General features: G+C 54.0%; 18 protein-coding genes. 3 read left to right on the top strand and 15 right to left on the bottom strand.

Going from position 1 to position 24,297, the window contains the following annotated elements; all coding sequences use genetic code 11:
• Positions 1 to 166: 166 nt before the first annotated feature.
• Positions 167 to 2,791, bottom strand: a complete 2,625-nt coding sequence (topA, locus tag MJ923_RS05445) for a type I DNA topoisomerase (protein WP_240590194.1) — start codon at positions 2,789 to 2,791, stop codon at positions 167 to 169.
• A 337-nt stretch (positions 2,792 to 3,128) separates the two neighbouring features.
• Between topA and astB the strand changes: the two genes are divergently transcribed.
• A complete protein-coding gene (astB, locus tag MJ923_RS05440; RefSeq protein WP_240590193.1) occupies positions 3,129 to 4,463 on the top strand; it encodes an N-succinylarginine dihydrolase in 1,335 nt (444 codons plus the stop codon).
• A 212-nt stretch (positions 4,464 to 4,675) separates the two neighbouring features.
• Here astB and MJ923_RS05435 read toward each other — a convergent pair whose 3' ends face one another.
• Complete coding sequence (locus tag MJ923_RS05435; RefSeq protein WP_240590192.1) at positions 4,676 to 7,129, bottom strand: Ig-like domain-containing protein; 2,454 nt, start codon at positions 7,127 to 7,129, stop codon at positions 4,676 to 4,678.
• Between the two features lie 220 nt (positions 7,130 to 7,349).
• On the opposite strand from MJ923_RS05435, the gene MJ923_RS05430 reads away from it, so the two are divergent.
• On the top strand, positions 7,350 to 8,663 hold the full coding sequence (locus tag MJ923_RS05430) for a dicarboxylate/amino acid:cation symporter (RefSeq protein WP_240590191.1): 1,314 nt from the start codon (positions 7,350 to 7,352) through the stop codon (positions 8,661 to 8,663).
• 100 nt (positions 8,664 to 8,763) lie between these two features.
• On the opposite strand, the gene MJ923_RS05425 is transcribed toward MJ923_RS05430, so the two are convergent.
• The 13 genes from MJ923_RS05425 to MJ923_RS05365 all read right to left on the bottom strand — a co-directional run bounded on the left by MJ923_RS05425 (position 8,764) and on the right by MJ923_RS05365 (position 22,969).
• Complete coding sequence (locus tag MJ923_RS05425; RefSeq protein WP_240590190.1) at positions 8,764 to 10,068, bottom strand: inosine/guanosine kinase; 1,305 nt, start codon at positions 10,066 to 10,068, stop codon at positions 8,764 to 8,766.
• Between the two features lie 263 nt (positions 10,069 to 10,331).
• Positions 10,332 to 11,315 carry a ferrochelatase gene (hemH, locus tag MJ923_RS05420; RefSeq protein ID WP_240590189.1) on the bottom strand — a complete coding sequence of 328 codons (984 nt, stop codon included), beginning with the start codon at positions 11,313 to 11,315 and terminating at the stop codon, positions 10,332 to 10,334.
• Positions 11,316 to 11,512: 197 nt separating this feature from the next.
• Positions 11,513 to 12,157, bottom strand: a complete 645-nt coding sequence (adk, locus tag MJ923_RS05415; protein WP_240590188.1) for an adenylate kinase — start codon at positions 12,155 to 12,157, stop codon at positions 11,513 to 11,515.
• 152 nt (positions 12,158 to 12,309) lie between these two features.
• Positions 12,310 to 13,176, bottom strand: a complete 867-nt coding sequence (locus MJ923_RS05410) for a tetratricopeptide repeat protein (protein WP_240590187.1) — start codon at positions 13,174 to 13,176, stop codon at positions 12,310 to 12,312.
• Positions 13,177 to 13,241: 65 nt separating this feature from the next.
• Entirely contained in the window at positions 13,242 to 15,155 is a 1,914-nt protein-coding gene (htpG, locus tag MJ923_RS05405; protein ID WP_240590186.1) for a molecular chaperone HtpG, read from the bottom strand.
• A gap of 174 nt (positions 15,156 to 15,329) precedes the next feature.
• Complete coding sequence (gene recR, locus MJ923_RS05400) at positions 15,330 to 15,929, bottom strand: recombination mediator RecR (protein ID WP_126166431.1); 600 nt, start codon at positions 15,927 to 15,929, stop codon at positions 15,330 to 15,332.
• 13 nt (positions 15,930 to 15,942) lie between these two features.
• Positions 15,943 to 16,272, bottom strand: a complete 330-nt coding sequence (locus MJ923_RS05395) for a YbaB/EbfC family nucleoid-associated protein (RefSeq protein WP_126166430.1) — start codon at positions 16,270 to 16,272, stop codon at positions 15,943 to 15,945.
• 113 nt (positions 16,273 to 16,385) lie between these two features.
• Positions 16,386 to 19,292, bottom strand: coding sequence for a DNA polymerase III subunit gamma/tau (gene dnaX, locus MJ923_RS05390; protein WP_240590185.1), 2,907 nt, complete (start codon positions 19,290 to 19,292; stop codon positions 16,386 to 16,388).
• A 125-nt stretch (positions 19,293 to 19,417) separates the two neighbouring features.
• Positions 19,418 to 19,963, bottom strand: a complete 546-nt coding sequence (gene apt, locus MJ923_RS05385) for an adenine phosphoribosyltransferase (RefSeq protein WP_126166428.1) — start codon at positions 19,961 to 19,963, stop codon at positions 19,418 to 19,420.
• 162 nt (positions 19,964 to 20,125) lie between these two features.
• The gene (locus tag MJ923_RS05380) at positions 20,126 to 20,500 is read right to left on the bottom strand and encodes a YbaN family protein (RefSeq protein ID WP_240590184.1); all 375 of its coding nucleotides are present in this window, start codon (positions 20,498 to 20,500) and stop codon (positions 20,126 to 20,128) included.
• Positions 20,501 to 20,830: 330 nt separating this feature from the next.
• Positions 20,831 to 21,589 carry an HvfC family RiPP maturation protein gene (locus MJ923_RS05375; protein WP_240590183.1) on the bottom strand — a complete coding sequence of 253 codons (759 nt, stop codon included), beginning with the start codon at positions 21,587 to 21,589 and terminating at the stop codon, positions 20,831 to 20,833.
• Entirely contained in the window at positions 21,586 to 22,428 is an 843-nt protein-coding gene (locus MJ923_RS05370) for an HvfB family MNIO-type RiPP peptide maturase (RefSeq protein ID WP_240590182.1), read from the bottom strand. The genes MJ923_RS05375 and MJ923_RS05370 overlap by 4 nt, the downstream gene beginning before the upstream one ends.
• A 67-nt stretch (positions 22,429 to 22,495) precedes the next feature.
• Positions 22,496 to 22,969: an HvfA family oxazolone/thioamide-modified RiPP metallophore gene (locus MJ923_RS05365; protein WP_240590181.1), complete on the bottom strand. Its 474-nt coding sequence runs from the start codon at positions 22,967 to 22,969 to the stop codon at positions 22,496 to 22,498.
• Positions 22,970 to 23,314: 345 nt separating this feature from the next.
• Here MJ923_RS05365 and dusC point away from each other — a divergent pair, with 345 nt between their 5' ends.
• On the top strand, positions 23,315 to 24,265 hold the full coding sequence (gene dusC, locus MJ923_RS05360; RefSeq protein ID WP_126169413.1) for a tRNA dihydrouridine(16) synthase DusC: 951 nt from the start codon (positions 23,315 to 23,317) through the stop codon (positions 24,263 to 24,265).
• Positions 24,266 to 24,297: the final 32 nt, after the last annotated feature.

Raw genomic sequence — 24,297 nt, 5'->3', positions numbered from 1 at the left:
TTTCTGCGCTCTGCTCTGCTCTGCTCTGCTCTGCTCTGCTCTGCTCTGCTCTGCTCTGCTCTGCTCTGCTCTGCTCTGCTCTGCTCTGCTGAAGACTCCCCCAGCAAAGAGCCAGCAATAAAAAACGGCGCTCAAAGCGCCGTTTTAAAGCTGTCAGTTAAGCCTGTTACTTACCTTTTGACTCAACCCACTTACCGCCACTGAAATGGGCACTCCAGCCGGTGGCTTTACCGTTAACCTCAGTGGCAACATATTGCTCCTTGGTCTTACGGCTGAACTTCACCAGAGCCTTGTTGCCATCGGCATCGGCAACCGGCGCATCGGCAAGATACTGATACTTGGGCCACAACTGCTCGCGGTACTTTCTCAGCTCTTCCACCAGCGGCGCACGGGTTTCGCGCGAACGTGGGAAAGTACTGGCGGCAAGGAAGATACCGGCGGCGCCGTCACGCAGCACGAAGTACGCATCTGACTTGCTGCATTTAAGCTCAGGCAGATGAATGGGGTCTTCCTTCGGCGGCGCTGCCTCACCATTTTTAAGCAGCTTACGGGTGTTTTTGCACTCGCTGTTGGTACAGCCAAAGTACTTACCGAAGCGGCCGTTTTTCAACTCCATATCATTGCCACAGCGGTCACACTCGATGATGGGGCCTTCGTAGCCCTTGAGCTTGAACTGACCCTTCTCGACTTCGTAACCGTCACACTCCGGATTATTGCCGCACACATGCAGTTTGCGGGTTTCATCCAGGAGGTAGGAATCCATTGCGGTGCCACACTTGTTGCAGCGATGCATGGCTCTGAGCGCATCGGTCTCGGCGTCTTCACTGTTGTCAGCGATGGCTTCTTCACCGGGCGTCAGGTTAAGGGTGGTTTTGCAGCGCTCTTTGGGCGGCAACGCGTAACCGGAGCAACCGAGGAACACCCCGGTGGTGCCGGTACGAATACCCATCTGACGACCACAGGTAGGACAAGGGATATCGGTCAGCACCATCTGATTGGGACGCATACCACCAGAATCTGGCTCGGCCTCAGCCTGCTCCAGCTTGGCAGTAAAGCCGCTGTAGAAGCCGTCGAGCACCTTCTTCCAGTTTTTGTCGCCCTTGGCCACGTCGTCGAGGGTCTGTTCCATGCCCGCGGTAAAGTCGTAGTTCATCAGCTCGCTGAAGCTTTCAACCAAACGCTCAGTGACGATTTCGCCCATTTTCTCGGCATAGAAGCGACGGTTTTCGACTTTAACGTAACCGCGATCCTGAATGGTGGAGATAATGGCGGCATAGGTAGAAGGACGGCCGATACCACGCTTCTCCAGCTCTTTCACCAAAGATGCCTCGCTGTAACGGGCGGGCGGCTTGGTAAAGTGCTGCTTGGGATCGAGCGATTCAAGTTTCAGCACATCGCCTACGTTCACGTCAGGCAGGGTGCTGTCTTCTTCGTTTTTCTTCTTCAGAGCAGGCTGAACCCGGGTCCAACCGTCAAACTTCAGAATGCGGCCCGTGGCCTTAAGCTCGTAATCACCTGCCTTAACGGTCAAGCGGGTAGCATCGTACTGCGCCGGTGTCATCTGACAGGCGACAAACTGGCGCCAAATCAGCTCGTATAGACGCTGAGCATCACGCTCCATGTCTGTCAGGCTAACCGCCTCGACCTGCACATTGGATGGACGTATGGCTTCATGCGCTTCCTGAGCGCCCTCTTTGCTACCATAACGCACCGGAGCGGCTGGCAGGTACTTGGCACCATATTCAGACTCGATATGCGCTCTGACGTTGTCCAGCGCCTCCTGGCTGAGGTTGGTGGAGTCGGTACGCATGTAGGTGATGTGGCCCGCTTCGTAGAGGCGCTGTGCCAACATCATGGTTTTCTTCACCCCGAAGCCAAGACGGGTGCTTGCCGCCTGCTGCAGCGTTGAGGTGATAAATGGTGCAGATGGCTTGCTGGAGGTGGCTTTGTCTTCGCGATCAAGCACGGTGAAACTGGCTTTCTCGAGCTCAGCGACGGCAGCCATTGCCTGCGCCTGATTGATAGGCTCGAAGGCGGCATCACGGTAGCGGCTGACTTCCATCAGCAGCTTATCAGCATTTGGCGTTTTCAGATCGGCATGAATGTCCCAGAACTCTTCCGGCACAAAGGCTTTGATCTCGGCTTCGCGCTCAACCACCAGACGCACAGCAACCGACTGCACCCGACCGGCCGAGAGCCCGCGGGCGACCTTTTTCCACAGCAATGGCGACACCATAAAGCCCACCACCCGGTCGAGGAAACGACGGGCCTGCTGAGCGTTCACCATGTTGGTGTTCAAATCGGTGGGCTGGCTGAAAGCATCCTGGATAGCGGTTTTGGTGATTTCGTTAAACACCACCCGCTTGTAGCGGTCTTTGTCGCCACCAATGATTTCCTGCAGATGCCAGGCAATCGCTTCCCCTTCCCTATCCAAATCCGTTGCGAGGTAGATTTGGTCGGCGCTGCTGGCCAGGGTCTGAAGCTCTTTAACCACCTTCTCTTTACCAGGCAACACCTGATAGTTGGCGCGCCAGCCGTGCTCGGGGTCAACCCCCATGCGAGCGACCAACGCCTGTTTATCCTTTTGCTTCTTATATTGTGCCTTTTCTTCGGCACTCATTTTGCGAACTTCAGTGGCAGATTTGCTGCTGGTTTTGCCTTCGGCCGCGGAGGACGTGGGCAGATCACGGATGTGGCCCACGCTCGATTTCACAATAAATTCTTTACCAAGATACTTGTTGATGGTCTTGGCTTTCGCCGGCGATTCGACAATAACGAGCGATTTACCCATAGCTTAATTTGCGCCAAACAGTCTCGAGAAGGTAGAAATTGGCACCATATATAGAGGGTTGAATCCTCAGTTTCAAGGAATTCCCTCAGATATGTGGCCCAGCGAGTCACTTTTTAGTCAATAATGAAAAAAATGTTTAAAAATAACTTTGCGTAATTAAAAACTAATATTTCATTATCCGCCAGCAAGCAAGCAATAGTTATGCAAATCCGGCGAAAGTCACGACTTTACGCCCCGGAGCCTGGCTTGTGAAGCTGATTTGCCCCGGTATACTGAGGCCTCGATCACATAAATTCTGAACAATAATTAAGAACCGAGACCCCAGTAAGGACAAGCAATGAAGCATTTCGAAGCAAACTTTGATGGTCTGGTTGGCCCTACGCACAACTATGCCGGACTGTCATTCGGCAACGTGGCCTCCCAAAGCAATGCCGCTCAGGTATCCAATCCTCGTGATGCCGCCAAGCAGGGGCTGAAGAAAGCCAAGGCGCTCGCCGATATGGGTCTGGTTCAGGGCATGTTGGCGCCGCAGGAGCGTCCAGATCTGCATACCTTGCGCCGCATCGGTTTCAGCGGCTCAGATGCCGATGTGTTAAATCAGGCCGCCAAACAGGCGCCGGTTCTACTGCAGGCCTGCGCCAGTGCCTCCAGCATGTGGACAGCCAATGCCGCTACTGTCTCCCCCAGCGCCGACAGCGCCGACGACAAGTTGCACTTCACACCGGCCAATCTGGTGGACAAGCTGCACCGCAGCATTGAACCTGTTACCACCGGCAATATCCTTAAAGCGATTTTTGCTGATACCAAACATTTTGCCCACCATGAGCACCTGCCTGAGCACCCCACTTTTGGTGATGAAGGCGCGGCCAACCACACCCGCCTGTGCCATAACTATGGCGACGCCGGTGTAGAAGTATTCGTGTACGGCCGCAGCGTCGCCGATGCCACGCGCCCAGCCCCCAAGAAATACCCCGCCAGGCAAACTCTGGAAGCCTCACAGGCGGTGGCAAGACTGCATCACCTGCGTGACAGCCACACTGTATACTTGCAGCAGAATCCTGATGTGATTGACCAGGGCGTGTTCCATAACGATGTAATCGCTGTTGGGAATCAAAACGTGCTCTTCTACCATGAGCAGGCGTTTTTGGACACTCAGGCCAAGCTTGCTGAAATTGAACGTAAAATGAATGGCAACATGCACTTCATTGAAGTGCCTACGGCCAAGGTGAGTGTTCTCGATGCCGTTAAAAGCTACCTGTTCAACACCCAAATTATCACCCTGAGTGATGGCAACATGGCCATTATTGCGCCGACTGACTGCCAGGAAAATCCAGCCGTTTATGCATACCTGAATGAACTGGTGACCCTGAATACGCCCATCAAGGCAGTACACTACTTTGATGTGAAGCAGAGCATGCAAAATGGCGGTGGCCCCGCTTGTCTGCGACTGCGCGTAGCCATGAATGATGCTGAACTTAATGCTGTGAACCCAAATGTGATGATGAACGATGCGCTGTTTGCCCGCCTGAACCAATGGGTGGACAAGCACTACCGTGACCGCCTGAGCGCCGCCGATCTGGCCGACCCTCAGCTCATCATTGAATCACGTACTGCACTGGATGAACTCACACAAATCATGCAGCTCGGCAGCGTGTATCAGTTCCAGCAGTAACACTTAATCTCCAATAAAAAGAGGCCGTCATTGATGGCCTCTTTTTATTGGAGTGAAAAAATGAACATACATGACCAAAAAACAATTGCCATCTGACTTCACCACCTACTTCAGCCTAGAGACAACACAATTAATTGATAACAAGTTAATTATAATTACTTTGCTCTAGTAAAAAAGCCACCCTATGGGTGGCCTTTTTTTGAGCAGCTGTATCAATGGATAACCATGGGTATAGTCGCGACCAAGGTCGTCTTACCCAAGGGCGTAGTAGTCTCAATGACTATGGTACCGGAATCAGCTTGGTCAGCCCCTTTAAAGATCACTGAGTAGCCAGTGGCACCATTATAAGAGCTGGACTCGACAATAAACTCTCCCTTACTGGCAAGACTGCCCACCGATGGCGAAAACTTGACGACAGTGCCGGCTGGCAAAGGTTGGTTGTGCAAATCACTGATAATAATACTTATTCCACCAGCACTTTTGCCAATAATGTCCAAGGTGTCATTACTATTCAGGCCATCACATACATCAACCTTCGTGAGATCATCGGTACAGCTATCAACAATCACAGGTGTTGTTGAATAAGCCTCGCTGCCAGACATGACCAAGACCAAGGAATCTCTCACGTTAACCGACTGAACAGTCTCCGAGCACCCCTCATGAACGGCATTTGACTCATCCCTGGCACACAAACTGCCGTTATAGAGCCCGTCATTTGTCGTAAATGACTTATCATTGTTAAAGTCTACAAACACTTCCAGATCACCACCGTTTTCTCCAACAACGGGATCCCCGTTAGCATCTTTTTCGCCTGGGTTGAAGAACCCATCTTCATTGTAATCAACAAAGGCTTCTTTCAAATCATAGGGATACCCCTGAATATCATTTTTGGTTTTGAAATTTTCCCATTCAGCAAAATCAAATCGGCCATTACCATTCGCGTCCGGGAAAGACTCCTCACCAATCGCCGTGGCCAACACTGTCACGCGGCCCGCATAGGGTTGCCCGAGATTGTTACTCAACTCCGGAGGATCAATACCCAAGGCATCACCCGTAGGGCGAGGGCTTTGACTTGTCCACTTCACTGTACATGAGCCGTCTTCGGTCAAACATGAGGGCTCGATTACCCCACCTTCGGTAGTGAAACGAACCGCAGTACCATCCGGCACGGGGTTATTAAACGCATCCGCCAGACGAGCAGTCACCTGTACAACGACACCGTCATGATCCCAAGCCTCTGGATTTAATATGTCCGCTGATAAGGAAATACTGTCTTGATCAGGCAAACCTGTAGAAATAACCAGTTGGTTCGATTGGCTGGAAATAAGCGGCGAGCTGCCAGTGACAGAAGCTGTCACCCTAACCGGCGTCGATACAGTACCGGCATTGACAACTGTCTGAGTAATACCTTCGCTGTTGGTAGTAGCACTCACAGGGTCTAATTCAATACCACCGCTTTCGGTGTTCAATTGGAAAGAAACCATCTGGTTGCTGACTGGATTTCCATTCTTATCCAACACTTTAAATCGTACGGTTGAAGATTCTGTTCCACCCGTTCCTTTCAATCTGATGTTTTCTGGCGTGGCATCCAAGAAGAAAATACTGCCTATGCTTGCGGGCAACACATTGAGAGTCGCTTTCGCTGACAGAGATTTCCCCCCCACGTTGGCGCTCACGTTGACTGTATCGTCACCGACACAGCCCTTTGCAAGATAGGTTGTGGTTGCAGCCCCATTGACTGTCACTACAGGCGAACTGAGCTCTGCGGTGCCTTGTGAGCCACATACAGAAGAAAATTTAACTTCAACTGGCTCAGTGAACAGATTACCAGAGTCATCCTTCAGCATTATGCCAATAGAAGCCGTACCGCCAGCAGACACCTGTGCGGGTGATACTGAAGCTACCCCCGACTGGAATGGATCACCACTGCCCATTAACACATTTGTCGCACCGACTTTGAAAATGAAATCTCCTTTTTCACCACTCAACAAAGTTGCGGTAGCAACCCCAGCGCCAGGTTGAGAGCCTGCGAGTATCTGAACACTGGCTTTACCGTTTTCTGTAACCGCGGTAGCAACCGGAATTTCACCAAGTGTGCTGGTAAAGGTCACTATGGTGGCTTTTGAAATACCACTGACTGTGGCCACAAGGAAACCAGGCGAAGTTGACTTTATCGAGTCGATAGCATTGCCGTCGCTGTCTACCATTGTGACACTAACCTGAGCACCACCGGTTGAAGTTCCGCCGTCACCTTTCATCACAAAGCCAACCGGCTCGCTTTCTTCGCCACTGTCAACGCTAGCGGTAACTGTACCTGCGCCAGCTTTATCAGCAGTGCTTAACTGGATAGAGGCATTACCGTTACTATCTGTCAGAGCCGTGCCAGTTGCAGGGGTGAAGGTGCCCATACTTTCGTCGTTTAACTTGAAGGTCACCAGCTTGCCAGATTTGGCACCAGAAATAGAGCCCTTCACGTTTGCCGTAATTGTGGCTGGGTTCTCAGCATCGATTTCTTGTCGGTCTATTGATGCTGTAACCGTAATTGTATCCGTCGGTGCAGTACCACCATCACCGCCGCCCGTGTCTGTGATCGAACCGCCCCCTCCACAGGCAACCAATAAAAAAGAGAGGAAGGTGGCTAACCATAACTTTAACGCTGACTTCATTGTCAGACTCCCTGTTACTCTAGTTAAAATACTTAAGCTATCCGCTTATTACTTATAGGCTAACAATACACAATTTTCATGTAACTTTTCTATTACCCTGTTCTTTTATTTCGTGGTTTTACCAGAAAACTTTAGCTGATTGCCCGTTTCCTCCGCATCGCTTTCTTGTTAGGCTTTAGTGCGCCAAAAAACAATGCATAAAAAATATACAGGAAGGATTATGGTTGCAGCACAACCCAGCAAAATTGGCCTCACCGGCAAAATCCTTATCGGCATGGGAGCCGGTATTCTTATTGGTCTTATCCTTCGTAATCTGCTCGGCGAGAGCCAGTGGGTTCAGGACTACATTACCGACGGCCTATTCCACGTTATCGGCACTATTTTCATCAACAGCTTAAAAATGTTGGTGGTTCCTCTGGTGTTTATTTCCCTGGTCTGCGGGACCTGTTCATTGAGCGAGCCCTCTAAACTCGGCCGCCTTGGTGGCAAAACCCTAGCGTTTTACTTATTTACTACTGCGGTTGCGCTGGTTGTGGCCATTTCTGCTGCCGTATTGGTACAACCGGGTAATGCGTCTCTCGCCACTGAAAGCATGCAGTATTCAGCCAAGGAAGCGCCCAGCCTTGCCGATGTGCTTATCAACATTGTGCCCTCTAATCCGATGAAGGCACTCAGCGAAGGCAACATGCTGCAAATCATTATTTTTGCGGTGATCTTCGGCTTTGCCATTTCCCATATCGGTGAGCGCGGCCGCCGCGTGGCAGCCTTTTTTGATGATCTCAACGAAGTCATCATGCGAGTCGTAACCCTTATCATGCAGTTGGCCCCCTATGGCGTGTTCGCGCTGATGGGGAAACTGGCACTTACCCTGGGTCTGGAAACTCTGGAAAGCGTTATCAAGTACTTCCTGCTGGTACTCGTGGTGCTGTTGTTCCATGGCTTTTTGGTGTATCCAACACTGCTGAAACTCTTTTCAGGCTTAAGCCCACTGATGTTTATTCGCAAGATGCGTGACGTGCAGCTGTTTGCCTTCAGTACCGCCAGCTCCAACGCCACCCTGCCGGTGACCATGGAAGCCGCTGAGCACCGTCTCGGGGCCGATAACAAGGTCGCCTCTTTTACACTGCCACTCGGCGCCACCATCAATATGGACGGCACCGCGATTATGCAGGGCGTGGCCACCGTCTTTATCGCTCAGGTATTTGGCATTGAGCTGACCATCACCGATTACGCCATGGTGGTGATGACTGCCACCCTGGCATCCATTGGTACCGCGGGCGTGCCTGGGGTAGGCCTGGTGATGCTGGCCATGGTGCTCAATCAGGTAGGCCTGCCGGTAGAAGGTATCGCGCTTATTCTCGGTGTAGACCGTCTGCTGGACATGGTGCGTACCGCCGTTAACGTAACCGGCGATACAGTGGCAACTGTTGTTATTGCCAAGTCAGAAGGCGCCCTCAACGAAGCCGTGTTCAACGACCCCAAAGCCGGAAAGACCACGGGCAGTTTCGATGCCGAGGTACACCGCGGCGAATAAGCCCAGTGACAACACTCTGATGAAAAAAGGCGCCCAATGGGCGCCTTTTTAATGCTTATCAATTTGCCCCAGCTCCGATATCTGCCGGGGCATGGCCGTATCAGCGTTCCCAATATGACTCTTCGAGGCTATCTTCACGCTCAGGCAGGCCACGGGACAAACGTGGACTGTGCTGGGCCAGCACCTCGTAAGCCACCCGGTTGGCGTACTTACAGATCTGTGAAAATGATGAATAGCAAAGGCCGTCATTTCGGTGTTTGCTCGAACCTGGCACATTCACCCGGTGGAAGTTATTGGCGGCGAGGTCGTGCAGCAGCGCCGACAGCGCGCCATCACCGGCACCGTTGGTATTGCGGATCTGCTCAGGGCCACCCATATAAGGTGAAATGTGCGCATACACCTTAATTGGCTCGCTGCAATCGCGCTTACGCATCGGACGGGAAAATTCGAAGCGGTTAAATTCAGGAATGGCGCCTGGCAGCAGAGTATGGCTGGTTTCGCGCTTGTCAGCTTCTTCGGTGTAGCCTGCGGTATAAAGCCCAATGGGGCCTGCGGTGGTCAGCACCATATCGCACCACTCCAAAGCCGCTTCACTGGCCAGCAGCGGGTCGGCAAAGCCGGTCAGCGCCTCACCTTCATCTTCATTCATCGCCAGAATAGTTACATTGTCGCGGATAAACGCCTGCCACCACGCGGGGTCTTCCTGAATTAGGAAGCGGGTACCCAGGGTGAGCACCACTGGCACATCGGCTTCTTTGGCGTATTCGATGGCGGTCAGTGCGGCCTGACTCATCCCATCGCCCGCCGCAGCGCGCATCAGATAAGCGGTCAGCACCAGCGCGGCGCTGCCCTGAACCACCTCTTTATCGATAAAGTCCGGTGTCAATTTGTCCATCGAGCCTTTACTGATGGCAAAGGTGCGCTCGCCACAGTCGGTAACCAGAGTAAAGCAGCGGCCTATGGGGCCGTCCACCGGTTGCAGGTGGTTCAAATCCACTTTTGATGAGGTGTGGCACAAATACCGATAAGCATAACTGCCCACTTCGATGGACTTGCTCATCACCCCAAACAGTACCGAGCGGTCATCGGCCAGAATAGAGTAGTTGTGTACCGTATTGCCGATGGTGCCACCGGCAAACTCATCGCTGATCAGCTCTTCTTTTTTGAGCTCTTCATACAGCGCATGGGCGGTAGCATCGTCAATCAGGGTCGAGTTCCCCTTGGGCAGTCCGTAGCGTTCCAGCAGCGCCTCGGCCACCTTGGCCTCAATGTCCACCAGGGTCTGATCAATCCCACTGATATAGGTTGGCTGCGGCTGGGGTAGCTGAGTCAATTGCTCAAGCAGGGGGTCGCGGGTTTTGACCGGAAAATAATGTTTGGACTTGCGCTGACCAGGAAACTTCATATCGGATTCTCTGCAATCTCTGCACTTTGCAACTTGCGAAACGCAACTTGCCTATCGGCATTTCGCATCCATGCCATCGACGCCCGGCGCCCTCGCCCGGCGAAAGAAGAAAATAGGTAACTTGATTGTAGGCCGGACCGATTTTCATCGTCAAAAAGGCGGGGAGTTTATCTGGCGAGAGAGCCGAATACCGCCGCCCGGCGCAAAGGCGGCAGATTCTATCATATTTTCAGCCGCTGACCAGTGACAGCGGCTGCAGAGCATTAACTTAACTGCCAGCCCAGGCTTTGTTCACGCACAAGTTCTGCAAGTAAGCGAATATGGGCATCGTCATCATTCAGGCAGGGTATCACCCGATACTGCTCGCCACCGGCGTGAATAAAGGACTCCTGGCCACCTTCGGCAATTTCTTCCAGGGTTTCGAGGCAATCTGCCGCAAAAGCCGGGCACATGATATCCACCCGTTTCACTCCCTGATCAGGCAGGCTTTCCAGGGTCTCATCGGTATAGGGTGTCAGCCACTCCTCTTTGCCAAAACGCGACTGGAAACACACCTGCCACTCATCATTACCAAGTCCAAGCTCCTTGGCCACAAGGCGCGCTGTTTCGAGGCACTGCGCCTGATACGGGTCGCCTTCGGTAACATAACGAAGCGGCACACCGTGGAACGACATCAGCAAGCGGTCAGGCTTGCCGTCTTTATCCCAAAGACGGGTCACCGACTCGGCCAGGGCGCGGATATAGAGTGGATGACGATAGTACTCACGCACCATTCGCCAGTCCGGCAAACGGCGCCAGTCTTTGAGCACACCGGCAACACCATCAAACACGCTGGCGACAGTGGAGCAGGAATACTGAGGATACAGCGGCAGCACCACCACCTTATCAACGCCCTGGGCACTTAAGGCTTCCAGCCCGGATTGCAGTGATGGATTGCCGTAACTCATCCCCAGTTCAACGGGAACCTCAAAACCGCAGACACTTTTCAGCTCCTCGGCAAGCCTGTCCCTCTGGCGCTGGCTGATCACCATCAACGGCGAGCCTTCATCCCACCAAATGCTCTGATACAGCTTGGCGACCTTAGCCGGACGGGTATTGAGGATGATGCCATTGAGAATGGGCTTCCAAATCCAGGGAGACAGATCCACCACACGGGGATCACTTAAAAACTGTTTCAGAAAGCGGCGCACAGAAGCGGCATCGGGGGCATCGGGCGTGCCCAAATTGACCAGAAGGACACCAAACATAGGATTTACCTGGCTCACTCATCACCTCAGCGTTGCAAAAATATGGATTAGCCTAACACAGGGCAGAAAACAAAAAAGCCTGTTTTCACAGGCTTTTTCGCAAAGTGCGAACTGGCTTCCAGCGCTGGTTTCAGGCCAGCACAAGGCTGAGGTTCACATTGGGCTGAACGTTATCAGCTCAGCCCAGGGCTCTATTCTCAGCTCAAGGCTGCTTGGATGAGCTTACTCACCTCGGCCACAGACTGGGTACCGTCGAACTTGCTGTACCTGGTGTTACCTTCAGCAGCCACTTTGCCATAGTAGTCGACCAATGGCTTGGTTTGCTCGTGGTAAATACCAAGACGCTTACGCACTGTGCTCTCTTCGTCGTCAGGACGGATAACCAGATCTTCACCGGTCACGTCATCCTTACCTTCCACCTTAGATGGATTGAATACCACGTGGTACACACGGCCGGAGCCTGGGTGTACACGGCGACCACTCATGCGCTTAACGATTTCTTCGTCAGGCACATCGATTTCAATCACGTGGTCGATGCTGATGCCGTTGGCAGCCATGGCATCGGCCTGAGGGATGGTACGTGGGAAACCATCCAGCAGGAAACCCTTGGCACAGTCGTCCTGGGCAATGCGCTCTTTCACCAGACCGATGATCAGCTCGTCAGATACCAGCTGACCGGCGTCCATCACTTTCTTGGCTTCCAGACCCAGTGGAGTGCCCGCCTTAACAGCGGCGCGCAGCATGTCGCCGGTGGAGATCTGGGGAATTCCGTAGTGTTCCATGATGAACTGAGCCTGGGTACCTTTACCGGCACCTGGGGCGCCCAATAGGATAATGCGCATCGGGGGAGTCCTCTTAATTTCGCATCGATATTCTTCTTAGGGCCGCGATCTTCGCACATTACCCCGCGCTTTAGAAGGGCTGCGCTTTCGACTTTAGCCTCAGTTGGCGCAAAAAAACGCCAACTCAGGCCGACCCACATCCATTCCACCGCTCAGTACAGCAGGCCGTACAGCTTGCGTCTGAACTGATTGGCCAGGGCACTGCCCTGCCCCATGGCGGTTAAAATATCCATAAACGCTTGTTTTACATCGCCACCCTGACAATTCAGGTCTTGGGCAAGTACGTCAAACAACAAACCAAGCGCTTCTTCTTCGCGCTTGGCCTGAGCGAAGGCTCTTGCCAGCTCAATACGCAGCAAGGCGTTATCCGGATCAGCATTAAATTTTTGCTGTAGCTCACGAATCTCAGGAGTATCGGCCGCTTCTTTGGCGAGGGCCAATTTGGCTTTAAGACTCTGATAGTAGCCATCCTGATCCGCAAGCCCAATGGTGCCAAGTCGAACTTCGGCACCGCCAATTTCCCCGTTAGCCAGTTCGGCATCGGCCATCGCCAGCTGAAACTCGGCGCCCGCAGCTTGCGCCTCGGTTTCGATACCTTTAAGCATGGTATACGCCGCCTCAGCATCGCCACTTGCCAGCAGTCCTTTGGCATCCTGCAGCGTTTGCTTCCACGCAGGCGGCAGATGTTGCTCCAGAATGGCACCAATGTCGGCATCGGCCTTTTCACCGGCAAACCCATCCACCGGCTGCCCCTGGCTCATTACCAGCACAGTTGGCAGTGCCTGAATGCGAAAATAAGAGGCAATCTCCATCTCGGCTTCGCAGTTCACCAGCGCCAACGGACAGCGGCCCTGAATAAGGCGCGCCAGAGTATCGTTCATGGCCACACTTTGGGGGTGGGATGGCGCATAAAAGCTGATGATAACGGGGCCCGTCAATGATTGTTCCAGCACCTGCTGAATGTTGTCGCGGCTAAGCTCTACGACCGCCAATGCCTCGCCCGGATTCGTCCCTTGCATTGCTGTGGGCTCTCCTGTTCCTGTCGCAAATAGACAAACGGGGGCGCTTGGCCCCCGCTATGAGTTTAGTTCACCGATTTAAGCAGCATCGCATTGACGAGCTTAATAAAGGCGGATGGATCTGCCAGGCTGCCACGCTCAGACAGGGTAGCCTGGGACAACAAAAGCTCTGCCCATTGGGTAAAGGCTTCTTCATCCTGCTCGGCATCGAGTCTTGCCACCAGCGGATGGGTGGGGTTGAGCTCAAGCGTCGGCTTACTTTCCGGCACCGGCTGACCGGCCGCCTGCATCAGCTTAATCATCTGACTCGACATTTCGCCTTCGCCGGCCACCACACAGGCGGGGGTGTCGGTGAGACGGGTGGTCACTTTCACCTCTTTGACCTTGTCACCCAAGGCTGACTTGAATCTGTCCACCAGGGCTTCGGCCTCTTTGGCAAGCTTCTCCTGCTCGGCCTTTTCGGCTTCATCTTCCAATGCGCCCAGATCCAAATCGCCACGGGTCACAGAGTGCAGTGATTTCTCTTTGAAATCATGCAGGTGGTTAATCAGCCACTCATCGATGCGCTCAGACAACAGCAGCACTTCGATGCCTTTTTTCTTCAAAAGCTCCAGGTGCGGGCTGTTGGCTGCGGCTTCATAACTGTCGGCCACTATGTAGTAAATCTTTTCCTGCCCTTCCTTCATGCGGCCGATGTAGTCATCCAGCGACACTGAAGGCGTGGCATCGCCACTGTGGGTCGAGGCAAAACGCAGCAGACCTGCGATGCGCTCACGGTTGGCAAAATCTTCCGCCGGACCTTCTTTAAGCACAGTACCGAACTCGGCCCAGAACTGCTGATACTTGTCTGCATCATCCTTAGCCAGCTTTTCCAGCATCGACAGCACACGCTTGGTCAGTGCCTGACGCAGGTTACGGGTCACCTTGTTGTCCTGCAGAATTTCACGGCTGACGTTCAGCGGCAAATCGTTGGAATCAATCAAGCCCTGCACGAAGCGCAGGTAAGACGGCATAAACTGCTCGGCGTCATCCATGATGAATACCCGCTGCACAAACAGCTTCAGCCCGTGCTTGCGGTCGCGGTTCCACAGATCCCAAGGCGCCTTGGCCGGGATATACAGCAGACTGGTATATTCCTGATTACCTTCAACTTTGTTGTGGCTCCACTCCAGCGGATCGCCGTAATCGTGGGAAATGTGCTTGTAAAACTCTTTGTACTCTTCGTCAGTCACCTCTGACTTGCTGCGGGTCCACAGCGCGGTGGCCTTGTTCATCGCCTTCCACTCACCTTCGGTGGCAGGGATTTTTTCGCCGTCAGGACCTTCACGCTCAGGAGTACCCTCCTGATACATCTCTACCGGAATGGAGATATGGTCTGAGTACTTGGTGATGATGGAGCGCAGGCGCCAGTCATCGGCAAACTCTTTCTCTTCATCGCGCAGGTGCAGCACAATTTTGGTACCGCGGGTGGCTTTGGTGATGGTTTCAACGCTGAAGTTGCCTTCGCCTTCTGACTCCCACTTCACACCTTCATCGGCGCTGTGACCGGCGGCGCGGGTGAACACTTCTACCCGTTTGGCCACAATAAAGGCCGAGTAGAAACCGACACCAAACTGACCAATCAGCTGCGAGTCTTTGGCGCTGTCACCGGAGAGGTTTTTGAAGAACTCGGCGGTGCCGGACTTGGCAATGGTACCCAGATGTTCAATAACGCCATCGCGGGTCATACCAATACCATTGTCTTCAATGGTCACTGTGCCCTTGTCTTTATCGGCACTGACGCGCACTTTCAGCTCGCCGTCGCCCTCATACAGGGCGTCGTTGGTCAGCGCCAGATAACGCAGCTTGTCGGCGGCGTCGGCGGCATTGGACACCAGTTCACGCAAAAAGATCTCTTTGTTGGAGTACAAAGAGTGGATCATCAAATGCAAAAGCTGTTTGACTTCTGTTTGAAAACCATGGGTTTCTTGATGCGACATCTTAGTTCCCTTTTCTTTCAGTGTTGCAAAATACGTGGGCATTTGCCCGGATAGAAAAGAGATGGGGTCTGTGGTTTGGATTTCAAGGGCTGTAATGCAAGCCGCGCTTAAATGGCCAAAATTCCAACAAAAAAGCCCCAGTAACTGGGGCTTTAGCATGAATATTCAAATAGTTTACAGCGGCAGACGGCCGTTGAAACTGAGCGCCAGGGTGGTGCTGTCCACGTATTCAAGTTCACCGCCCACCGGTACACCATGGGCGATACGGCTCACCGACACACCAGCCTTGCGGGCAATATCGGCAATAAAATGCGCCGTGGCATCCCCTTCCACCGTGGGATTGGTGGCGAGAATAAGCTCATTGATGCCGCCCTGCTCCAGCTGAGACGCCAGCAACGACAGCCCCAACTGCTCCGGACCTATGCCGTCCAGAGGCGATAAATGCCCCTGCAGCACAAAGTAGCGGCCCTGAAAGTGGCCACCGGACTCGATGGCCAACACGTCCGCAGGCGTTTCCACCACACACAGGGTGTCGGCATCGCCGCGACGACTGCTGGCGCAAATCGGGCACAGAGGCTGTTCGGTGAAGGTGCGACACTTCTGACAGTGGCCCACATCACTCATGGCCCGCGACAGGGTGTCGGCCAGCCGAATGCCCGCCTTGCGATCGCTCTCAAGCAGCGCAAACGCCATGCGCTGGGCCGACTTGGGCCCAACGCCCGGCAAACAACGCAGGCTCTGGATAAGCTCATCCACCAGCGGACTGAATTTCATTCGACGCAGTTCCTTAGAAAGGCATCTTCATGCCGGGTGGCAACTGCATACCGCCAGTCACTTCGGCCATTTTGGCTTTCTGGTTTTCTTCCACGCGGCGCGCGGCATCGTTACAGGCCGCAGCAATCAAATCTTCCAGCAGCTCTTTGTCGTCTTCCAGCAGGCTTGGGTCGATTTCCACTTTACGTACATTGTGGGTGCCGGTCATGGTCACTTTAACCAAGCCAGCGCCGGACTCACCGGTCACTTCCATGCGGGCGATTTCTTCCTGCACCTTGGCCATTCTTTCCTGCATCATCTGGGCTTGCTTCATCAGGTTGCCCATACCGCCTTTTCCAAACATACGCTCAATCTCTTTCGGTTGTGGCCCGCAGCCTTGCAGGCAAAAAGGAATTAAAGTTGGCTAATCTTACTGAAATCTGCGCCCTTGGCAATTGCCACACTTGTCCGCTGGGATCAGGACGACGCAATTTCATCCTGAGTCTCTGCCAGCGCCGGTGGTTGTGGCAGCGCTCTGCCACGGGCTGCCAACCTGTCCTGGGGATAGCTGATACTGTCTTCATCAATCCAGGCGCCAGCTTGTTGCATCAGCCGCTGAGCCACCGCATCGGTGCCAAGGGCATTCTTGGCGTTTCTAAGCAGTTCCTGATGGAAACGGCCGCGAATATCGAGGGGGGTTTCGCGTCCCGGCACTTCGCCCACTTCAAGGGCAATCCAGGCCGGATGACCAAGGGCGTTAGAGAGCGCCTCATTGAGCTGCTCAATCGCCACCGGCGCTGCCAGGTGCTTCTGATCTTGCTTCAGTACCAATGGAATGGGATTGGCCCACTCAAGACACACTGAATTCACCGCCAGCTGGCGCACCCGACCACCAATCTCCAACGCGCCCATTAGCTTGTACCAGCGCAAATCGGTCTCATCGCCGCTGATAGCATCGTCAGATACCGCGGACAGCTGCTGTGGCTGTGGCTGTGGCTGTGGCCTTGGTTGTAGCTGTGGCGGAGCTTGTACAACGGCAGCTATTTGAGGCTCTGCCGCAGCCGCTTGCAAAGGCGCAGGTTCTGGCTGAGCTGCTGATCCTGGCTGAGGCACAGGTTCCGGCTCAGCTGTAGGCTCTGGCAGCTGTGTATATGCCTGCTCCGGCGAAGTTTGTACGCTTGGCGCTATATAAGCTGCCGCGGCCTTACCCTCAGCGCTGGAAGCGTCTTTAACCTCTGCGTCACTTTCAGCCACAGCAGCTTGCTGAGCCGGCGCCTCAGTAACTTTGATAGGTTCTTCCCAAGGTGGCCGGTCGTCAATCGCACTCACGGCTTGTCTGGCATGAGCTTGGCTGGCATCAGCAGCATCAACATTTTGGGCAGTCGCAGTCGGCTCGGTCGCGGCAGGCTCAGGGGCTTGGGTCGATTCAGCCGCCGTGGCAGAGTCAGCGCTGGCCTTTGCCGTCGCCAATTGACGACGGGCGAAACTGCCCGGGGACTTTTTTGATTCATCCTCTTTCGCCTCCTCACTGAGTCCAGCCAAGAGGTCGTCCCGTGCAGCCAGCACGGCGTCGAGGATGTCGTCACCAAAGGCCGCCGCCCCCGCCTGGCCTGAAGCTGCAGGGCCAGCTTCAGGAGTTGGAGCAATAGCAGGGCTTGGGTCAGTTGCAGGGCCTGGAGCAGTACTTGTGCCCGCAGCGCTGTTTTGAGGTTGCACTGCAGGCTCTGTCTGCTCAGGCTCAGGCTCAGGCTCAGGCTCAGTCAATACTTGACTGCTTTGGCCAGGCTCGGCAAACAAATCCTCACCAGAGGCAAAGGCTTCATAATCATGGGAGCCAGACGCAAACAGCGAACCGTTATCATATTCGGCATAATCAACCGCTTCACCATAGCCTACAAAGCCCTGACTTTCGGCTTGGGACATCAGCAGTGTCTGCTCGGCCACCAGCGCAGCCTCGTCATGAGTATCTGCATCCGTGCTGGGCGGAGTAATGTCAGCGTCAGGCTTGTCCGCTGCTTTTGCCTCTTCCCCGGCAGAGTTGTCCACCTGCGGTGATGGCTTATTCGCCTGCAGTGACTGCTGATTCACCTGCGGTGGCGGATTGTCATCACTCACCACGGCCACTACTGGCTTTTTGGGGGGCTCAGCATCAAGGGCAGGTATTACAGGTTCAACCGCTGCGGGAGTAACAACAGCTTCAGATACTGTTGCTGATGTAGCTGCTATTGCTGCAGCAGGCACCGCAGCGGGTAAACTGGCGACCTGGGGTAGCCCTGCGCCTGCCTGCCAGGTTTTTACTGGTTTTTCAGGCACAAAACCAACGGCGCGAAGCAGCGTCATCTCAAGGCCGATGGCCGGAGTGGGGGCAAAGGCCAAATCTTTTCGACCGGCGAGTAAAATCTGATAGAAGAGCTGCACCTGCTCGGGCTTAAGCGCCTGCGCCCAAGCAAGCACCACTTCGGTGTTATCACTCACCTGCGCCGTCGCCGGCGCAAACTGCGCCAGACTGATTTGATGTAACAGCTCCAGAAGCGCCCGCAGCACTTCGTCGGCGTCGGCACCAAACCCAAGCGCCGAGCGGGCGCTGCTGAGCAGCGGCTCAATCTCGCCCTGACACAGAGCATCGAACAGCGCGGCTATTTGCCCTTTGTCGATGGCGCCCAGCATGGTTTGCACCTGCTCGAGCCGCACTTCACCGGCGCCAAAGGCGATGGCCTGATCCGTGAGACTCAAGGCATCGCGCATACTGCCTGCGGCAGCTTTAGCCAGCAGTTGCAGCGCAGGCTCATCAAAGCCAACGTCCTCGCCGCCAAGCACGGCAGCCAGTTGCTGCTGGATTTGCTCCTGGGTCAGCGCCTTTAAATTGAATTGCAAACAGCGGGACAACACAGTTACCGGCAGCTTTTGCGGATCTGTGGTAGCCAGCAGGAATTTAACGTGTTCAGGGGGCTCTTCGAGGGTCTTTAGCAGCGCATTGAAGCTGCTCTTGGACAGCATGTGCACCTCGTCGATAAGGTACACCTTGAAGCGGCCTCGGCTGGGGCGATATTGAACGTTATCAAGGATTTCCCGGGTATCATCCACCTTGGTGCGTGATGCCGCATCCACTTCAATCAAATCGACAAAGCGGCCTTCGGCAATCTCACGGCAGGCGCTGCACTGACCACAGGGGTTAGCAGTAATGCCGGTTTCACAGTTCAGCCCTTTGGCAAACAGGCGCGCCAAACTGGTCTTGCCCACACCGCGGGTGCCGGTAAACAGATAAGCGTGATGTAATCGTTGCTGACCGAGGGCGTTGGTCAGGGCATGCAGAACATGGGACTGCCCCACAACCTGGGCAAAATTGGCAGGGCGCCATTTTCTGGCCAACACCTGATAAGACATGTCACTCCCCAATCGAAAAATCCGTCGGGAGCTTGTGTCCCGTCATGGGGCAAACATACCACGCGAAAGTGGCTGATGCCATCAAACCATAACGGGACAGTCAGTGTGACGAAGCGAGCGGCGGATTAATCGCCTTCGAACTCACACAGCTTGAAGATTTCAAGCCCAAGGTTTTCAAGACGCGCTTCACCGCCAAGATCCGGCAATGAGATCACAAAGGCAGAATGCGTTACTTCACCACCGAGACGGCGGATGAGTTTCACAGTGGCTTCGATGGTGCCACCGGTGGCCAGCAGATCGTCCACTACCAGAACCTTGTCACCGGCTTCAATGGCATCCACATGGATCTCCAGGGTGTCGTGACCATACTCCAGCTCATAGCTTTCGCTGATGGTTTCACGGGGCAGCTTACCTGGCTTGCGCACAGGCACAAAACCTACGCCCAGCTCCAGCGCCAGCGGCGCGCCAAACAGGAAGCCACGGGACTCAGTGCCCACAACCTTGGTAAAGCCGGCGTCCTTGTAGCGGTCAACAAACAGCTTCATGGCCGTTTGGTAGGCGGTGTGATCCTCAAGCAGGCTGGTCACATCGCGGAACATGATGCCGGCCTTGGGATAATCAGGAATGGTTTTAATGCTTTGCTTAATAAGCGCTAAGCTGTCTGTGTTCATAGTATGTTCACATTCAATTCGCCGGGGTTAGCCGGGTTTAAACAACAAAAAAGTCCACAGGACGTGGACTTCATATTTAATCCGGCTAAAGCTTAAGCCCCTTTGCCAGTGGATGCAACCGTGTCACCCCGGTTACATCAGTGTTACTGGTCACAAAAAGCGCTATTGATGCTCATCTTCAAGCTCGGGAATACTGCGAAGGTACAAAAGCAGCGCCAGCAACATACATCCCAGCATTATTTTGACCCATACCAAAGGTACTACGGCAATACTCGCCAAAAAACTTAGGCTGGACAGCAGCATTGCCTTTCGCTTCAAACCTTTACGAATGGCCTTTTTCTGCTCCCAATTGTTGAGCGCATCAGAAAACCAAGGGTGTGCCAGTAACCAGCGGTGCAACCGTTCACTGGAACGGGCAAAACAAAACGCCGACAGCAGTACAAAAGGCACAGTGGGCAGCAATGGCAAAAAGACCCCGGCGATACCCAGCAGCAAACTCACCAGTCCGGTGACAAGCAGTAAACTGCGTTTTATCAATTCCCGCTCCCCGTTTCAAAACAGCGCTATAACCGGCTTCAAAACCCAAGGCCCATAAAAAACAAAAGCCACTCCAAAGAGTGGCTGAGTATACCCTTGCCGCGGGCTTAAATTAAACCGGCAAGCTTCAGCCAAGACAGGCTGGCAGGCAGGGTTGGAACCAGAAGAACCAACAAGAAACCAATCAGATACAAAGCGTTAAAGGGCTCTTTGAAATTAGCGTCCATGTGGACTCCTCTAAAATGTACAACCATTGGGTGTGACAGGGGTCACAAAATGGCCGCCATTCTAGCGGTTTGGTCCGGGCAATAAAACCAACTAAAAGTAAGGTTATTGCAACTTTTTCACGACAACGCCACGCGCCGCCATTTGCCCAAGCAAACTGGCAAGGCCGTCGCGGATAACCGCCACTTCAAAGCCGCTGTAGAGCGCCTGAAGACGCTGTGCCAGCTGCTCGAAATTCAGTCCCGGTTCGGCATCCAGAATCGCCAGTACCTGAGCGCTGAGGGGATTGAGCTTCAGGAAACTTACCTCGTCGTCCCAATCGCGAAACAGGCAGAAAAACTGCGCCGCTGCTGCGGGTTCCTCCGGGCGATAATCTTCAGAAATTTTTTCCACTTCAAAGTGATACTGGGCCACCCGCGCATGGGCAGCCAGTGCCAACGAAGCGTGCTTCCAGGCCCCCGCCTCCGTTTCCTGGCCGGAAAACGCGCTGCGATCGTCCTTGTCCATCGCCGTTGCCACCGCAAGCTCAAGCCACTCGTAATGGGCCAGCTCCAACATAAACACCGGGTCGTGCTCAGTGGGCTCCCGCCCTTGCAGGAACTGCAAAAATTCACCGGCAATGCCAACAAACAGAGGGTCCTGGCAGTTATGGTGGATAAAAAACTCCCGTACTAACGCCTGCCAGTCGTCCGCCTGATACAGGCTTTTCAATACCGGAAAGGCATTGGCAACAAAACCACTGACATTATTGAAAAAAAGCTCGCGATAAACCGCCATGCGAACCTCGGGCACGCCGTGGGGGCATGGCAGCGCCGGTTCGCGAATGGCTGCAATAAAATCGTCCTGAATGGCTTTGAAACTCATACTGCCCTCCGGGATGCGACTACGCCTGCGGCCAGCGCCTGATAATCACGGATACGGCGGATTTCCTGCAGCAACACTTCGGTGGGCGGAATATTAAAGTCGCGCTCCAGCAGGGTCGGCAGCGGGCCATGGATGGCATAACAATCTGCGAGCAGCTTCCACACAGGGTCAACGATATCGGCGCCGTGGGTGTCGACAATCAAATCCTCCGCCTCCACATAATGCCCGGCCACATGCAGATAGCGAATACGCTCTTTGGGCATGGCAGCAAGATACTCGCTGGCATCGTAGTTGTGGTTCACCGCATTCACATAGATGTTGTTCACATCCAAAAGCAGCTGACAATCTGCCTCTTCCAGCACCGCCAGCACAAATTCCTGCTCGCTCATTTCGGCGCCGGGGGCAGCGTAAAAGGAAATGTTTTCAAGGATGAGCGGCCGCTCGATGATGTCTTCAACCTGTTTTACCCGGCTGGCCACATGGCGCACAGCCTCCTGGGTAAAGGGCATGGGCATCAGGTCGTACAGATGGCCTACGCCGGAGCAATAGCTTAAGTGCTCTGAGTAAATCTCGATGCCGTGCAAGTCCATAAACGCCTTAACGCCTTTCACAAACTCCACGTCCAGTGGCGCACTGCTGCCAATGGATAATGACAGGCCATGGCAGAAAAATGCATGACGCTCGGTCAGGGTTCGAAATTGCTTCCCAAACTTCCCCCCAAGCGCCATCCAGTTTTCCGGCGCCACCTCGAAAAAGTCGATTTCGGTCGGCACCTTTTGACAAAACTCATCCAACATTTCACGGCGAAGGCCTAAACCCGCCAGGGAAGGGACTGCCATTTTGATTACTCCTTCTCAGACTGTGAAATCGGCAGGGCCAACGGCCCTGCCCTTCGGATACGGGTGATTAGTGGCTGCCGCCACACTTACCTTCACCACACTTACCTTCTTTCTTGGCTTTGGCTTCGCCTTTTTTCATGCCTTCGCCACATTTGCCTTCGCCGCACTTACCTTCTTTGGCTTTCTCGTGACCTTTGGCCATGCCTTCACCGCACTTGCCTTCACCACACTTACCTTCTTTGGCTTTCTCGGCAGTTTCGTGGCCTTTCTTCATGCCCTCACCGCACTTGCCTTCGCCACACTTACCTTCTTTGGCCTTCATTCCTTCGCCGCATTTACCTTCGCCGCACTTGCCTTCTTTGGCCTTTTTACCTTCGCCACACTTGCCTTCACCGCACTTGCCTTCGTCGCCAACCAGCTGGTAACCGGCGTGCATTTCATCGAAGCCAAAAGGGTTGGCCTGCGCTTCCGCTGCGAACGCAGCACCTACAACTACGCTTCCCAGTGCAACGGCTGCGGCAGTTTTCTTGAATGTATTCATATGCATGTTCCTTCTTGGTTTCAGTGAGTATTCACGGCCGCCTGTTGCTGCCGGTCTGGCTAACTAGACCTATGGCGACTTATTTTTATTTCACAAATTTGCTCACGCCCGCAGAAAATTTTTTCAATGCGTGCAAGGCAATGAAACTAAGCTAGTCATTTTTATCTGTATCATCAAGTTCTTGAACTACAAACCGCTGCAGTTATTTCAGCGGTTCAGAGCGCTCACGGGCGCAGCCGACATGCTGCTTTCTGTGGTCTTGTTCTTTCTCTCACAGCTTGGTTCCCGCGAGTGCACAGGGTAAAATGCCGCCCCCGGATACACTTGATAATTGGAACCACCCGCTTGCGCATCGTTCTTGCCCCCATGGAGGGCGTACTTGACCATCTGATGAGAGAACTGCTCTCGTCCATCAATCCCTATGACCTGCTGGTCACCGAATTTGTGCGCGTGGTGGATCAACTGCTGCCGGAGAAGGTGTACTACCGCCTGTGCCCCGAGCTTAAAAACGGCGGCCTGACCAAAAACGGTACCCCCGTGCGGGTGCAAATTCTTGGTCAGGAGCCCGGCTGGATGGCAGAAAACGCCCTGCGTGCGGTGACCCTGGGCTCCCGCGGTGTCGATGCCAATTTCGGCTGCCCCGCTAAAATGGTAAACCGCAGCAAAGGCGGCGCTGTATTGCTGCAATATCCTGAATTGATTCACGATATTGTTAAAGCTATGCGCGAGGCCGTGCCAGGCGAGCAACCGGTTACCGCCAAAATCCGTCTTGGCTACGAAGACAAAAGCCTGTTTATGGAAAATGCGCTGGCGGTCTATGAAGCCGGAGCCACCGAGCTTGCCATTCACGCCCGCAGCAAGGTCGATGGCTACAAGCCACCCGCCTATTGGGAATACATTACCGAGGTGCGCGAGCGTCTGCCGATCCCGGTGATTGCCAATGGCGAGATCTGGAGCCGCGAAGATGCCGAGCGCTGTATGCAAGTGACCGGCTGCGACAGCATCATGATAGGTCGCGGCGCCTTGTCGCTGCCGAACCTTGCCGCCAGCATCAAAGGCGATGCACCTTTTGATTGGCAACGGACCCTGGATTTGATGATCCATTACTCCGAGCTGGAGCTGGATAACCAGAAGGCGACCTACTATCCAGCCCGCATCAAACAGTGGTTCAGCTATTTAAGCCGTCAGTACCCCGAGGCCGATACCCTGTTCCGTGAAATCCGCATTCACAAAACCACAGATGCCATTCTACAGGCCCTCAAGGACGCTGCCGCCAACCTGCGCCAACCCGGCTGAAGTAAACAGCCGCCTCCCCTGTTTAAGCCGTC

The organism is Shewanella zhuhaiensis (genome assembly GCF_022484835.1).
GTDB classification, from domain to species: domain Bacteria; phylum Pseudomonadota; class Gammaproteobacteria; order Enterobacterales; family Shewanellaceae; genus Shewanella; species Shewanella khirikhana.
The sequence above is the reverse complement of the archived record's forward strand: the minus strand, read 5'-3'. Positions and strand labels throughout refer to the sequence as shown.

Coding starts and splice junctions, on each gene's coding strand:
- topA (WP_240590194.1), bottom strand. CDS start 2,791: ATGGGTAAATCGCTCGTTATTGTCGAATCGCCGGCGAAAGCCAAGACC.
- astB (WP_240590193.1), top strand. CDS start 3,129: ATGAAGCATTTCGAAGCAAACTTTGATGGTCTGGTTGGCCCTACGCAC.
- MJ923_RS05435 (WP_240590192.1), bottom strand. CDS start 7,129: ATGAAGTCAGCGTTAAAGTTATGGTTAGCCACCTTCCTCTCTTTTTTA.
- MJ923_RS05430 (WP_240590191.1), top strand. CDS start 7,350: ATGGTTGCAGCACAACCCAGCAAAATTGGCCTCACCGGCAAAATCCTT.
- MJ923_RS05425 (WP_240590190.1), bottom strand. CDS start 10,068: ATGAAGTTTCCTGGTCAGCGCAAGTCCAAACATTATTTTCCGGTCAAA.
- hemH (WP_240590189.1), bottom strand. CDS start 11,315: ATGTTTGGTGTCCTTCTGGTCAATTTGGGCACGCCCGATGCCCCCGAT.
- adk (WP_240590188.1), bottom strand. CDS start 12,157: ATGCGCATTATCCTATTGGGCGCCCCAGGTGCCGGTAAAGGTACCCAG.
- MJ923_RS05410 (WP_240590187.1), bottom strand. CDS start 13,176: ATGCAAGGGACGAATCCGGGCGAGGCATTGGCGGTCGTAGAGCTTAGC.
- htpG (WP_240590186.1), bottom strand. CDS start 15,155: ATGTCGCATCAAGAAACCCATGGTTTTCAAACAGAAGTCAAACAGCTT.
- recR (WP_126166431.1), bottom strand. CDS start 15,929: ATGAAATTCAGTCCGCTGGTGGATGAGCTTATCCAGAGCCTGCGTTGT.
- MJ923_RS05395 (WP_126166430.1), bottom strand. CDS start 16,272: ATGTTTGGAAAAGGCGGTATGGGCAACCTGATGAAGCAAGCCCAGATG.
- dnaX (WP_240590185.1), bottom strand. CDS start 19,292: ATGTCTTATCAGGTGTTGGCCAGAAAATGGCGCCCTGCCAATTTTGCC.
- apt (WP_126166428.1), bottom strand. CDS start 19,963: ATGAACACAGACAGCTTAGCGCTTATTAAGCAAAGCATTAAAACCATT.
- MJ923_RS05375 (WP_240590183.1), bottom strand. CDS start 21,589: ATGAGTTTCAAAGCCATTCAGGACGATTTTATTGCAGCCATTCGCGAA.
- MJ923_RS05370 (WP_240590182.1), bottom strand. CDS start 22,428: ATGGCAGTCCCTTCCCTGGCGGGTTTAGGCCTTCGCCGTGAAATGTTG.
- MJ923_RS05365 (WP_240590181.1), bottom strand. CDS start 22,969: ATGAATACATTCAAGAAAACTGCCGCAGCCGTTGCACTGGGAAGCGTA.